The following is a 14099-nucleotide window of genomic DNA, read 5'->3' as shown; positions in this document are numbered from 1 at the left end:
CCGAGGGGCCGGCTCGCGACGTCGCGGGCCGGCCCCTCGCCGTTCCCCGTTCCCGCACCAGCGACACCAGGAGAGCCATGACCACCCCCACCTCGATCGAGCTCACGGCCGACGGCATCACCCTCGAGGTGGTCACCGCGGGAGCCGCCGTGCGCCGGGTCGTTCTGACCGACGACGACGGACCGGTCGACGTGGTCCTGGGGTTCGGCGACCCCGCCGCCTACGGCACGGGCCGCGACTACCTCGGCGCGACGATCGGCCGCTACGGCAACCGGATCCGCGGGGGTCGGTTCACGCTGGACGGGGTCGCCCACCAGCTCGCGACCAACGAGAACGGCAACACCCTGCACGGCGGGACCGAGGGGTTCGACCAGCGGCAGTGGACCGTCCTCGAGCAGTACGCCGGGCACGTGGTCCTGGCCCTGCACAGCGCCGACGGCGACCAGGGCTTCCCCGGCGCCCTCGACGTCACCGTGACCATCTCCGTCACGCCGGCGAGCGTGCGCATCGACTACCGCGCCACGACGGACCGCGACACCGTGGTCAGCCTGACCAACCACGCCTACGTCAACCTCGACGGCGAGGGCAGCGGGACGATCGACGACCACGAGCTCACGGTCCCTGCCGACGCCTTCACCGTCGTCGACGCGGCCCTGCTGCCCACGGGTGAGCTGCGTGACGTGACCGGCACGCCGTTCGACCTCCGCGTCCCCCGTCGACTCGGCGACGTACTCGCCTCGGACGACGAGCAGCTGCGGCACGGCGGCGGCATCGACCACAACTTCGCGGTCCGCGGCTCCGGCCTGCGCGAGGTGGCCACCCTGCGCGGCACCTCCGGGCGCACCCTCGTCGTCGAGAGCGACCAGCCGGGCCTGCAGGTGTACACCGGGACGCACTTCGACGGCACGATCATGGGGCCGGGTCGGACGGCATACGCCTCCCGGGCGGGAATCGCCCTCGAGACGCAGGGGTTTCCCGACGCGCCCAACCACGAGGGCTTCCCCTCGGCGGTGCTGCGGGCGGGCCACACGTACGCGACCACGACGATCTGGCGCTTCGCCCGCGGCGTCTGAAGAGCGGCTGCCGTCGGGCGGGGAAGGTGCGCTGGAGGCGCCTCCCCCGCCCGGCGGCATACGTGCTCGGTGCTGGATCGCAGGGCTGTGCGCTCAGCGCAGGGGCTCGACGCTTCCCAGCGTGGGGACGACGGGGGCGATGGTGCCGTCCGGGTTGTAGCGAAGCCGGTCGATCGTCACCTCGCGGTGCGTGCCGTCACCGCCCGGGATGGCGAAGCGGTGGTAAACGACGTACCAGTCGTCGGTTCCGGGCACCTGGATCACCGAGTGGTGGCCCGTGCCGAGGATGCCGAGCGACGGGTCCTTCGACAGGATGACCCCGCGGTTGACGAGCCCGGCTCCGAGCGGTGAGGTCATCGTCGCGTAGCCCACGCGGTAGTTCTCGCTGCGCGTGTCGTCGATCGACCACGACAGGTAGTAGGTGCCGGCCCGCTTGTGCAGGAACAGCCCTTCGCGGAAGTCCGTGAGGCCGGTGAGCCGGACGATCTTTGCCGGGTCGTACGACGTCATGTCGGCGTTCAGCGGCACGACGTACGCGTTGCCGTTGCCCCAGTAGAGGTAGGACTGGCCGTCGTCGTCGGTGAAGACAGCCGGGTCGATGGCCTGGCCGCCGTTCGGGTTGGCGGCCACGAGCGGCGTGCCGATGGCGTCGCGGAACGGGCCTGCCGGCGAGTCCGCCACGGCCACGCCGATCTTCGCGTCGGCGCAGAAGTACAGGTAGTACTTGCCGTTCTTCTCGATGGCCGCAGGAGCCCACGCGCGTCCGTCGGCCCACGTCACGTCCGGGCCGAGGTCGAGGATGACCGGGTGCTCGGCCCAGTGCACGAGGTCGGTGCTCGACCACGTCTTGAAGGTCGTGCCGGACCAGCCGTCGAAGCCGTCCGTCGTCGCGTAGATCCAGTAGGTGTCGCCGAACCGGACGATGTCGGGGTCGGCGTTGTAGCCGGGCAGGACCGGGCTGTTCATGACGACCGCCTTCACCGTCCACGCACGGCTCGAGCCGTCGGCTCCCGTGACGGTGTACGTCACCGGTGACGAGAAGTCCTGCGTCGACCCGTTGCCCGGCGTCACCCGCGCGTCGCCCGGCAGGCCGAGCTCGGGAGCGAGGTGCGTGACGTCCGTGCCGGGCATCACCGGCAGGGTGACCGTCGCGACGTCGCCGTCGATGATCGCCGGCACCTTGAGCGCGTCGAGCTTCACCGAGCCGATCGCCGTCTCGTTGCCCGGGAGGGCCAGCACCTCCTTGGCGGCCAGACCCCGGTTCCACAGGGTGAACGAACGGACCTTGCCCTTGAGGTAGCGGTCGCCGTTGTACAGCGAGCGGCCCACGTAGTTCGCCGTCGTCGTGCCGTCCCCGAGCTGGCCCGGTGTCACGGTGACGCCGGTCTTGCGAGCGACCTCGATGCCGTTGTCGTAGAGCACGGCAGTGCCACCCGAGAGCGTGTAGGTCAGGGTGTGCCACGAGCCGCGGGAGACGTCCCGACCCGACGCGGCGTTCTGCTCCGTCGAGTAGTCACCTCGGGCGATGGCGGTGCGGTAGGCGTTTCCGGTCGCGAAGAGGTAGCCGGTGCCGGCCCCGTTGAAGGTGTTGCCGAGGCCCCAGAGGAAGTACGGCGTCGGCTGGTTCGGGTCGATCCAGACCTGGGTCGACACGGTCACGGCGTCGAGTCCGGCGAGGAGGTTGTCGGGCAGGTCGACGTAGCCGTCCACTCCGCCGAGCTCGACGGCGTCGGCAGTCCGGGTGGCTCCGCCCTTGATGGTCGCCGCGGGCTGGTTGCCCGACGCGTCGGCGACGGCGGTCCCGGCGCCCCCATTGGCCGTGCCGAAGCGGTAGTCAGCGACGACTCCCTTCTTCGTCGAGGGCCGCGCCGTGGGGCCGGCCTTGAGGCGCTCGAGCTCCGCCTTCGTCACCGGGAGCACCGTGCCGTGCCGCGGACGGCCGGGCAGCTGGTAGTTCGTCGACATCGTGAACTGGCCCGAGTCGAGGTCGGTCGTCTCGAACGGCACGTAGCCGCGGCCGCCGAACTCGTCGACGAAGACGTACCACTTGTCCTCGGTGTTGGACTTGAACACCGTCGGGCCCTCGCCCTGGTTGATGCCCGGGCTCGTCGGGGTGGCCTTGCCGATGCAGTCCTTGACGAACGACCAGTCGGTCGACCGGAGCGAGGTCGACTTCTGCTCGAGGATGAACTTGCTGCACGGGGTGGACGACGTGTTGTTCCGCTCGTCCTTGGTGAAGCGGTAGAAGGTGTCGCCGTGCTTGACGACCGTGGAGTCGATGACGGAGTAGCCGGGGTCGACCCACACCTTCGGCTCGCTGAACGTCCTGAAGTCGCGGGTCTTCGCATACATCATGCGGTTGTACGTGCTGCCCGTGTGCTGCGGGTCGTTCGCCGCGTAGAGCTTGGAGGCCCAGAACACGACGTACGCGCCGATCGAGTCGTCGTAGTACGCCTCGGGTGCCCAGGTGTTGCCGGCCTCCTTCGGTGAGACGACGACGTGCCGCTGCTGGCTCCAGTTGACGAGGTCGGTCGACTCCCACACCTCGATGGCGCGGCTGCCCGTGCGCTGGCTGCGGTCCCAGTCGCCGTTGCCGTAGATCTTGAGGTCGGTGGCGATGAGGTAGAACTTGTCGCCTTCCGGGCTGCGCATGATGAACGGGTCACGCACGCCCTGCTCGCCCTCGGTCGAGGTCAGGACCGGACGGCCGCCGTTCAGCTCGTCCCAGTGGAGCGGGTCGTTGCCGCGGCTGCCTGCCATGTAGATCTGCTCCCCATCCGCAGAGCCCTCCCCGGTGAAGTACGCGAACGCGTAGCCCTCGAGGGCTTCCTGCTTGGGCTTTGCGAGGACCGTCAGGGTGACGTTGCGGGTGCCGGACGTGGCCCCGAGCGTGGCGCGGACGACGAGACGGCCCTTGGCGTCCTTGCTGCCGTATGCCGGTCGGCTCACCTCACCGGTCGCCGTCACGACCTGCGGGTCCTTCGTCGACCACGACAGCGTGACACCGCGCGCCCCCGAGGTCGGGAGGGTGACGTTGCCGCGCGTTGCGCTGGCCTCCGGGATGCTCACCGCTGCAAGGGCATTCGCGACCTTCTGCCCGTCGGTGATGTCCTGCAGCACGGTCACGGTGAACTGCTTCGTCGCGGAAGCGGCGGCATACGACACCGTTGCCGTGAGGGTCACCGTCGCGTTGCCGGTACCCGGTGCGGGGCTCGTGACGGTTCCGTCGGTCGCGACGACGGACTCGTCGCTGGACGTCCAGGTCACGGTGGAGCCGCCGGCTCCCTTGGTCGCGAGCGAGAGGTCGTCAGTGACGGCGGAGGTGTCACCGAGGCCGAGCGCAGCGGTGTCGGACGTGACCCGCAGGGCAGCGGTCTGTGCGCCGAGCTGCTTCGCCTCGTCCGCCGTCACGGCCCGGTCGTAGACGCGGAAGTCGCGGACCTCGCCCTTGAGGTACTTGTCGGCGGTGTAGACCGAGCGGCCGAGATAGTTGGCCGTCGTCGTGCCGCCGCCGATGGAGCCGGGGGTGATGGTGATGCCGGTCTTGCGACCGACCTCGACACCGTCCTCGTAGAGGATGCCGGTGCCGCCGGACAGCGTGTAGGTCAGGGTGCGCCACTGCCCGCGGTCGACGTGGCCGGCGGCCGTGGCGGTCTGCTCGGTCGACCAGTTGCCGCTCGCGATCGAGGTGCGGTACGCGTTGCCGGTCGTGAAGAGGTAGCCGTTGCCGGCGCCGCTCGTCGTGTTGCCGAGGCCCCAGATGAAGTACGGGGTGGCCTGGCTCGCGTCGATGCGCACCTGGGTGGAGACCGTGATGTCGGTCAGGCCCCGCATGAGGTCGTTGGGCAGGCGCAGGTGTCCGTTGGTGCCGCCGAGGCGCAGGCCCTCCGCCCCGGTCCAGGTCGTGTCCCCGCTCACCGTTGCCGTGCGACCGTGCCCCGACGCGTCGGCAACGGCCGTGCCCGTGGTCTGGTCGAGCGTGTAGCGCGTGACAAGACCGTCGTCGAGCGACGCCGCGGCGGACGGCTGGGCGGTGAGGGTGAGGGCGCTGAGTGCGGTGGTGAGCGCCACGCCCAGGGCCGTGATTCGCGCCAGAGATCGCCTCGTGGTGCGCGTTCGGGCGCGGGGCGCCGGCGTTTCGGACATGCCTGTGACTTCCTTGTCGGGCGCGCGGCAGGGCAGCCGCGAGCGAGGGCAGAGCGTCCGGGTGTCATCACGAGTGCACCGACGCGTGATCCGCCAGCCGCGATGTGAGCGTTGACATATGGAGCGGCGGCGACCCTGTCAACCGACGAACCATAGGCCGAACCGTGCTGCCCTTCGGCGGGAAGCCCTGGGCGTCGTGTCCGGTCGTGAGGGGCCCGGCCGTCCGGCGTCAGCCGTCGTGGGGGTCGTCCAGACGCTGCATCCGCAACGGCCCGCGCCACGATGACAGCACCAGTGCGAGCGCCAGCAGCACCAGCCCGGCGCCGAGCACCGTGGCTCGTGGGCCGAAGGCGTCGGCGAGAACACCTTGAGCAAGGCCCCCCACCGGGAAGCACCCCGTGTAGGCCATGATGCGCACCGCCAGCACCCGGCCGCGGAGCCGGTCGGCCACGATGATCTGCACCGCCGTGTTGGTTGCCGAGATGGTGAGCAGCAGCGCCCAGCCGACCACGAGCAGAGCTGCCGCCGCCCAGCCGGGCGACGGGGACAGGGCGAACCCGGCGAGCCCCACGGCTTGCCCGACCAGCCCGACCCGCGTGAGCATCGACCGGGGAAGGATGTGGCTCCAGCCGGCCAGCACCGGCGCGGCGAGAAGTGCTCCGAGGCCGAGGGCGGCATTGAGCAGGCCCAAGGTCCAGGGCCCGACGTGAAAGACGCTGCCGGCGAAGACGACGGTGAACTGGAAGATCGGGTTGACGAGCAGACCTACCGCGACCGCGACGAGCAGGCCCATCTGGATGCCGGGCTGACCGCGGATGTAGCCGACGGCCGTCGCGAACTGACGCCAGACGGGTGCGGGATCCGTCGTCCGAGGGCGGTTGCGCACCCTGAGCGCCGCGAGCGCGACCAGCACTGCGACGAACGACAGGGCGTTGAGCAGCAGAGCCCATCCCGGCCCGATGGTCGCAAGGATCAGTCCGGCGACGGCCGGTCCGAGCGACCGGGCCGCGTTGAACTGCAGGGAGTTCAGAGCGACGGCGGAGTCGAGGTCGGAACGCGGCACGAGGTCGTTGACGAACGACTGCCAGCTCGGCATGTTGATGCCCTGGAAGATCCCGGCCACCCCGACGAGCGCCATGATGGCCAGCGGCTCACGCACGCCCGCGGTCCAGACGAGCCACAGGAGCAGGGCGCTGAGGGCCATCCCGGACTGCGTGACGAGCAGGACGCGTCGCCGGTCGTGTCGGTCGGCGATCACACCGCCCCACGGCCCGAGGGCGATGTTCGGCAGGAACTGGAAGACACTCACGAGCCCGACCCACAAAGCGCTGTGGGTCACCTCGTAGACGACGAAGGGGACGGTCAGGTTGGAGAGCCACCCGCCCGTGTTGGAGGTGATCGCGCCCACCCAGAAGACGGCGTAGTCGCGGTGGCGGAAGGCGCGCAGCGAGTGGCGCAGTCCTCGAGGCGGCAGCCCCGCTCGCTGCTCCAGCTCCGTCACCGGCCCTGCCACCGTGGCTCTCGCCTCTCGAGGAACGCCCGCGCGCCCTCCTTCTGGTCCTCGGACAGGTAGACGTCCGGCCCCGGATCCAGCCGGATCGCGGCGTGCGGCGACATGCCTGCAGTCTTGCGATACGTCAGCTTGAGGCGCTGCAATGACAACGGCGCCGAGGCGACGATGTCGTCCAGCAGCGCCGTGGCCGCCGCCTGCAGCTGGTCTTCAGGCACCAGCCGGTTGAGCAGTCCCCACCGTTCGAGCTCGACGGCCCCGATCCTGCGACCGGTGTAGAGCCACTCCATCGCGATGCCGGGAGGAACCGTGACAGGCAGCAGGACCGAGGCGAAGTGCGCTCCCCGGGCCCGCTTCGCCTCGGGTACACCGAAGACAGCGCCCTCCGCGGCGACCCGCATGTCGCACGAGAGCGCCAGCTCGAATCCACCGGCCATCGCGGCCCCGTTGACGATCGCGAGCGTCGGTTTGCGCGAGTCGATCATCACCTCCATCAGGCTGCGACGGTTGTTGTGGAGCGGGCCGTAGAAGGGCTTGCCCGCGGCGGCCAGGTCGCGGGCGTCCTTGAGGTCGGCCCCTGAGCAGAACGCCGACCCTGCCCCCGTGATCGCGATGACGTAGACGTCGGGGGTGTGGTCGGCCTCGATGATCGCGTCGACGAGCCGGTCGTTGAGATCGCGGTTGAGGGCGTTGCGCACCTCGGGCCGGTTGAGGGTGAGGTGACGCACGTGGTCGCGGTCCTCGACGAGCAGGATGTCGTCGCTCATGGGTCGTCCTTTCGGTCGAGCAGGTTCAGGCGGGGTAGTGCGGCGCCTCGCGCCGCATGGTGACCCACTGCAGCTCGCTGAAGGCCTCCAGGTTGGACTGCGCGCCGCCGTGGCGAGCACCCGAGCCAGACTCACCGACGCCTCCGAACGGCGCTGTCGGCTCGTCGTTGATGGTCTGGTCGTTGATGTGCACCGACCCCGTGGGGACCCGGTCGGCCAGGTCGAGCGCCGCCATGACGTCGCGCGTGATGATGCCGAGCGACAGCCCATAGGACGAGTCAGCGGCGAGTGCGGCGGCCTCGTCCACGTCGGCGAAGGACACGACGGGCGCCACCGGGCCGAACACCTCCTGCGCGTAGGCAGGCGCCTGCAGGGGCACCGAGGAGAGCACCGTGGGGCGGTAGAAGAGGTCCTCGAACGTGCCACCGGCGAGCAGAGAGGCCCCGGCCTCCACCGACTGAGTCACGATGCTGTGGACCCGGTCGCGCTGCCCGGCGTCGATGAGAGGGCCGTAGCCGACACCCGGACCGAGAGGGTCTCCCACGGTGGTCGCCGCGGCGATCCGCGTCAGCTCGGAGAGGTAGTCATCCACGACGGACTCGTGGACGAGGTGCCGACCGCTCGCCATGCAGATCTGTCCGGCGTGGCGGAACGACCCGAAGGCCCCGGCGGCAGCTGCCTTCGACACGTCCGCATCGCCCATGACGACGAGAGCCGAGTTGCCACCGAGCTCCAGATGAACGCGTTTGAGCTGGTCGGCGCAGGCGCGGGCGATCGCCCGGCCGGCCGGCGTCGACCCCGTGAACGAGATGACCGGCACCTGTGGGTGTGCCACCACGGCCTGGCCGACGTCTGCTCCCCCGGGGAGCACGTGCAGCAGCCCCTCGGGCAGCCCGGCCTCCTCGAAGACCCGGGCGATGAGCACGCCGCCGCTCACGGCGGTCCGCGGATCGGGTTTGAGCACGACGGCGTTGCCCAGGGCGAGGGCGGGCGCGACCGCTCGGATCGCGAGCAGCAACGGTGCGTTGAAGGGCGCGATGACGCCCACGACGCCGACCGGCCTGCGCCGGGCGAACGACAGGCGGGGTGCGCTCGACCGGAGGAGCTCACCATACGGTGCGCTCGCGAGGCCGGCTGCCTCGTAGCACTCCTGCGCCGCGACGCCCTGGGCGCGGCAGGCCATGGCCAACGGCGCCCCCGACTCCCGGGCCGTCCACTCGGCCGCCTCGTCAGCATGGTGCTCGAAGAGCGACCCGGCGCGCCGCAGGACCGCGGCGCGCGCGTCGTAGCCGAGTGACGCCCATCGTCGCTGCGCGACCACAGCCGCGTCGACGGCCCGCTCCACCGCCACGGCGTCAGCGACGCCGACGGTCTCGAGTCGGGTCCCGGTGGCCTTCTCGGTGACGGCCGCCTGCGACACCCCCGGCCGCCAACCGGCGCTGAAGTAGCGCCCCGACCATCGGGTGGCGTCCAGCAGCACTGAGCTCATGCCGGCGTCCCGACGGTGGTCGCAGCGGAACCGACCACGCCGTCCGCCAGCATCCGCTCGACCTCGTCGGCGCTGAAACCGAGACTGTGGAGCACCTCGTCGCTGTGCTGCCCGAGCTCCGGCGGAGGGCACTGGTGCGGCAGGTACGCCCCGTCGAAGGTCACCGGCAGGTGCACGACCTCGAGCCCCGGCACGTTGGGGTGCGGCAGCGGCGTCACGAGGCCCACGGCGCGCACCTGGGGATCGTCGGCCACCTCGTGCACGGGCCGCACGGGAGCGCTCGGGACGCCCGCCGCCGCGAGGCGTTCGAGCAGCTCGTCGCTCGCGAACGCCCGCGTCGCGGCAGAGACGGCCTCGTTGACCTCAGCACGGCGTTCGGCGCGCTCCGGATTGGACGCGAAGCCGGGCCGCTCCAGCAGCTCGGTGGCCCCCAGTGCCTCGACGAGCCGGGTCCACAGCGTCTGGTTGCCGGCAGAGATGAAGACATGGCCGTCCGCGACGGGGAACGCACCGTAGGGCACGACGCCCGGGTGGCCCGATCCCAGGTTGCGCGGCGCCGGGTTGCCGGCGCGCGCCCCCATCACCTTCTGGTCCACCCAGGACACCGCGGTCTGCAGAAGCGACACCTCCACGTGACTGCCCTCCCCGGACAGGTCACGACGGCGGAGGGCATCGAGGATTCCGATGACCGCCCACATCCCGGTCCCCTTGTCGAGGATCGACAGGGGCACCCGCATCGGCGGGCCGTCGCCCGTGTCCAGCATGCTGACGATCCCCGAATACGCCTGCAGGAGAGGGTCGTACGCGGGTTCACTGGCTCGTGGGCCAACCGAGCCGAAGCCGCTCATCTCGCAGTAGACCAGACGGCGGTTGAGCTCGCGCAGGCGCTCCGCGTCGAAGCCGGCCTTCGCGAGCGCACCGGGACGCAGGTTCTGGACCAGGACGTCGGCGCCGGCGAGGAGCCGTTCGAGCACCTGCACGCCCCGACCGTCCTTGAAGTCCAGCGCCAGGCTCTTCTTGTTGCGGTTCAGGCCGAGGAACGCCATCGGCTCGCTCCCCCAGTACGGGGGCGCCCAGCCGCGAGTGTCGTCGCCGGCGCCCACGCGCTCGACCTTGATGACCTCGGCGCCGAGGTCACCGAGGATCTGGCCGGTCGTGGGTCCGGCAACGCTGGTTCCCAGCTCGACCACCCGAAGGCCGACCAGCGACCCGGGTGCGGTCCCGGTGGGGATCTGGCTGTCCATCGTCGACTCCGTCGTTGTCATGGCACGTCCCTCCGTGCACGTCGCTCAGGGCCGCTGGCGCAGCGGACCCCGTCGATCTCGTCTCGCGCCGGCGAGGTGATCGGCTGTCTCCACGGACTGGGGCACCCGGCATACGTGGAGGGCCCGAGACGGAAGTGCTGCGCCTGATCCTCGGTCTCGACGAGCGGCATGTCCATCGGGTAGAGCGCCTCGGCGCCCGGCCTGGGTCCGGCCTTGCTGACCTTGCCGTAGAGCGGGTGGCCGACGACCTCCTCGGCCAGGTGAGCGGCCTCGACGAGACTCGCGAGGTCGATGCCCGTGTCGATGCCCTCGGTCTCGAGCAGGTCCACGAGGTCCTCGGTGGGGATCATCTTGGTCGCGCGTCCGTTCCCGCAGTACGGGCACCCGCCCATCCCGCCGATCGAGGCGTCGAGGACCAGCGTGTGCTCCGTCGAGAGCGACCTCAGCGCTGCGTACGCCGATGTCAGGGCACTGCCGCGGCCGTCGTGCAGGTGCAGGTGGAAGGTGTGCACCTGGGGCCACTCCTGGCGGATGGCCTGGAGTTGGTGCTCCACGGCACGAGGGGAGTTCCAGCTCATCGGGTCGCCGATCCACACGGTCTGCGGCGTGATCCCGGCCGCCTCCCAGGCGTCCATCTGCAGCCGGATCAGATCCTGACGCCGCTCCTGGGAGAACTGTCCCAGCCAGTTCGAGCCCCACGCGGCGTTGATCGCCACGACGGCCTCGGTCACGCCCCGTTCGACCGCAGCCTCGACCGTGGCGGGCACGGCGGAGATCTCCTGGGCCTGGGTCCGCGCCGTGTTGCGCTGGACGAAGACGTCGCAGAGGTGGACCGTCGTCCGGGCAGCCGCCTCCTGGGGCGCCAGCGGCGGCACGTGCCGGGCGCGACGCTCGGCACCCTTCTGGTTGAGCGCCAGGGCGGTGTAGCGGACGCCCGGCACGGGCGTGAAGCCCGCGATCACCTGCTCGATGTGCTCCATCTGCGGCACCCACCTGGGGCTGACGAACGACCCGACCTGGATGGTGCGCAGCCCGGTGCGCGAGAGGGCGTCGAGAAGGCGGATCTTGGCCTCGACCGGGATGTCGGCGCTCTCGATCTGCATGCCCTCACGCATGCCTTCCTCGATGATCTCCACACGTGGCAGGCCACTCATGAGTCCGCCCTCCGGCCGTGAGCCGGAGTCGTCACCGGGCGACCGGCGAGCACGTCCTGGAGGCCGGTCAGGTCACCACCTCGCCAGAGGGAGGTCACCTCGGAGAGGAGGGCTCGGGTCCGTTCGGAGGTCCAGCCGACGGAGGCGCAGGCGTCGATCGCCTTGTCCTCCAGCTCCCCCGGGGTCAGCGGGTTGCGGGAGTCCCCTCGGCTGATGTCGACCCGACGCGTCTGCGTGCCACCGTCGCGGGTCCGCACCGTGAGCACCGTGAACGGCTCGGTCGACGCCGGGTCGTCCGGGTCGGCGGCCTCGCGCACGACGGCGGCGTCCATCAGGGAGCGGACTGCCGGGTCGAGGACTGCATCGTCGGAGAAGTCGTCCAGCCGCACGAGTCCCGTTCGCAGAGCCCGAGCCACGGTGTAGGGCAGGCTGAACTTGCCCTCCAGTCCACTGCCGGGAAGGTGCGGCAGAAGTGGCTTCAGCCCTCCGCGGTGCACGATGACCTCGACCGACGAGATCTTTGTGAGGTCGAGCCCCGGGCGCAGGTCGAGCACCGCGTCGATGGCACGGTGTGTCGCGTAGCACGACGGGTAGCGCTTGACGGCCCAGTCGTCGCTCCACCCGTCCTCCCAGCGGCTGAGACGTTCGGGGAGCTGCGACAGCGTCGCCGCGTCCGTCTCACCGAAGAGCGCGAAGAAGCCGCCGGGCGCCTCGAGCTGGGTGACCCGGGAGGTGAGCCCGCGCTCGGCCAGCGCCACGGCGGTGACCGCGTCGCGGGCGGCCAGCCCCGCGTGCAGGGGCTTGGTCATGGTGCCGAAGTTGGCCCGGCTGCCTGAGGCCGTCGAGGCAGCCAGTCCGATGGCGTGTCGCGTCGTCTCGACGTCGAGCCCCGCCAAGGTGGCCACCGCGGCCGTGGCCGCGAGGCGGCCGGTCGTCGAGGTGTTGTGCCAGCCGCGGCCGTAGTGGACGTCGAGCGGCAGCACCTCCGAGACGGCGCGGAAGACCGCCGAACCGACGGCGTACGCCGACACGAACCGGTCGGTGGTCACCGGAACCAGGCCGGCCCGTGCGACCAGGGCCGGCAGGAGCACCGCCCCGGGGTGCATGGGCATGGTCGGCGAGGCGTCGTCCCAGTCCAGCGCGTGGGCTGCGGTGCCGTTGACCAGTGCCGCAGTCGACGGACCGACGCACAGGTCCGAGCCCCAGATGCTGCAGTCCCCTGGGGCCGGCTCGGCGTCCAGCAGACCGAGCAGGGCGCCCACCGCTGGCGTGCCGCCACCGGCGACGGCCACGGCCACCGTGTCGACGAGGGCTGTGAGCACCGCGTCGGCGCGCGCCCTGCCCGCGTGCCGCGCCGCCGCCTCGGCGGCGAACGACGCGACCGCATACGTGGCCCCCCTGTCGGCGTCAGGGCCCAAGTCGGGGCCTCTCTTCCGGGAAGGCGGGGCGGGACGCGCTGAGACGGGAGCGGTCATGGCTCAGAAGCTCTTCGGCATGCCGAGGTCCCGGTGCGCGATACCCGCGAGAACGAGGTTGGTGGAGATCGGGGCGATGAGCGGACCACGAGCAGCGCGGAACTTCTGCTCGATGCCGTACTCGGAAGCCAGCCCTGCCCCACCGAAGGTGTCCATCGCCGCGTTCGCAGCGTTCCACAGCGCCTTCGACGAGAGCAGCTTGGCGGTGTTGGCGTAGAAGCCGTCCCGGCTCCCCTCCTGGAAGACCTTGGCCGCGTGCCAACGCATGAGGCTCGCCGCACGCAGCTCGGTGAAGGCAGTGGCCAGCGGGAACTGGATGCCCTGGTTCATGCCGATCGGGCGGCCGAACACCTCGCGCTCCTTGGAGTACTGCACGGCGCGGTCGAGGAAGTAGAGGCCCGAGCCGATGTACTCGCTGGAGACGAGCAGGCGCTCGGAGTTCATCCCGGAGAGGATCACCCGGAACCCCTTGCCCTCCTCGCCGATCCGGTTCTCGACGGGCACGCGCAGGTTGGTGATCGTCAGCTGGTTCGTGTGGTGGCCCGACATCACCTTGATCGGGCGGTACTCGATCTGGCCGTTCTGCTTGGCCTCTCGCACGTCGACGAGCAGGACGGTGATGCCATCGGTCTTCTTCTCGACGTCCTCGTACTTCTCCGTGCGCACGAGCAGGAGCATGAGGTCGGTCTGGTGGAAGCGAGACGTGTAGATCTTGCCGCCGTTGACGACGTACTCGTCGCCCTCCCGACGCGCGAACGTGCGGATGCGGGTGGTGTCCGTGCCGGCGTCGGGCTCGGTGATGCCGAACGACTGCAGGCGCAGCCCGTCGTTGGCGATCTGCGGGAGCCACTGCTGCTTCTGCGCGTCCGTGCCGTGCCGGAGGATGGCTCCCATCTGGTACATCTGCGCGTGAATCGCTCCGGCGTTGCCGCCCCACCGGTTCAGCGTCTCGAGGAACAGTGCCGCGTCGGGGATGGTCCCGCCTCCGCCGCCGTACTCCTCGGGGATGAGCAGGGAGAGCCACCCACCGTCGGTCAGCTCCTTGACCCACTCGGTGGGATAGCGACCCGACTCCTCCACCTCGATCCAGTACTGCATGTCGTACTTCCGGCCGATGTCCGACACCGTGTCGCGCAACGCCTCCTGGTCCTCGGTGAGGATGTCCTCGGCAAGCCAGTCCTGGGCCATGGCGGCCTCCTTCTCGTTCTCGGGGGATTGCG

Annotated in this window: 9 protein-coding genes; 1 reads left to right on the top strand and 8 read right to left on the bottom strand. The window is 70.6% G+C overall.

Going from position 1 to position 14099, the window contains the following annotated elements:
• Positions 1-77: 77 nt before the first annotated feature.
• A complete protein-coding gene (locus tag AC1DE0_RS00540; RefSeq protein WP_478096046.1) occupies positions 78-1073 on the top strand; it encodes an aldose epimerase family protein in 996 nt (331 codons plus the stop codon).
• Positions 1074-1166: 93 nt separating this feature from the next.
• On the opposite strand, the gene AC1DE0_RS00535 is transcribed toward AC1DE0_RS00540, so the two are convergent.
• The 8 genes from AC1DE0_RS00535 to AC1DE0_RS00500 all read right to left on the bottom strand — a co-directional run bounded on the left by AC1DE0_RS00535 (position 1167) and on the right by AC1DE0_RS00500 (position 14067).
• Positions 1167-5219 carry a family 43 glycosylhydrolase gene (locus tag AC1DE0_RS00535; RefSeq protein WP_478096045.1) on the bottom strand — a complete coding sequence of 1351 codons (4053 nt, stop codon included), beginning with the start codon at positions 5217-5219 and terminating at the stop codon, positions 1167-1169.
• Positions 5220-5448: 229 nt separating this feature from the next.
• Entirely contained in the window at positions 5449-6720 is a 1272-nt protein-coding gene (locus AC1DE0_RS00530; RefSeq protein WP_478096044.1) for an MFS transporter, read from the bottom strand.
• The gene (locus AC1DE0_RS00525) at positions 6717-7496 is read right to left on the bottom strand and encodes an enoyl-CoA hydratase/isomerase family protein (protein ID WP_478096043.1); all 780 of its coding nucleotides are present in this window, start codon (positions 7494-7496) and stop codon (positions 6717-6719) included. Before AC1DE0_RS00525 ends, AC1DE0_RS00530 begins: the two co-directional genes overlap by 4 nt.
• Positions 7497-7521: 25 nt before the next feature.
• Positions 7522-8985 (bottom strand): aldehyde dehydrogenase family protein, encoded by a 1464-nt coding sequence (locus tag AC1DE0_RS00520; RefSeq protein WP_478096042.1) that lies wholly within the window; start codon positions 8983-8985, stop codon positions 7522-7524.
• Positions 8982-10250, bottom strand: a complete 1269-nt coding sequence (locus tag AC1DE0_RS00515; RefSeq protein WP_478096041.1) for a CaiB/BaiF CoA transferase family protein — start codon at positions 10248-10250, stop codon at positions 8982-8984. Before AC1DE0_RS00515 ends, AC1DE0_RS00520 begins: the two co-directional genes overlap by 4 nt.
• A complete protein-coding gene (locus tag AC1DE0_RS00510; protein ID WP_478096040.1) occupies positions 10247-11404 on the bottom strand; it encodes a beta/alpha barrel domain-containing protein in 1158 nt (385 codons plus the stop codon). The genes AC1DE0_RS00515 and AC1DE0_RS00510 overlap by 4 nt, the downstream gene beginning before the upstream one ends.
• Complete coding sequence (locus tag AC1DE0_RS00505; protein ID WP_478096039.1) at positions 11401-12822, bottom strand: MmgE/PrpD family protein; 1422 nt, start codon at positions 12820-12822, stop codon at positions 11401-11403. Before AC1DE0_RS00505 ends, AC1DE0_RS00510 begins: the two co-directional genes overlap by 4 nt.
• Positions 12823-12882: 60 nt before the next feature.
• Positions 12883-14067 carry an acyl-CoA dehydrogenase family protein gene (locus AC1DE0_RS00500; protein WP_478096038.1) on the bottom strand — a complete coding sequence of 395 codons (1185 nt, stop codon included), beginning with the start codon at positions 14065-14067 and terminating at the stop codon, positions 12883-12885.
• Between the last annotated feature and the right edge of the window lie 32 nt (positions 14068-14099).

The organism is Terrabacter sp. 05T424 (assembly GCF_056396225.1).
Note: the sequence above shows the minus strand (reverse complement) of the source record. Positions and strands in the feature narration are given on the sequence as shown.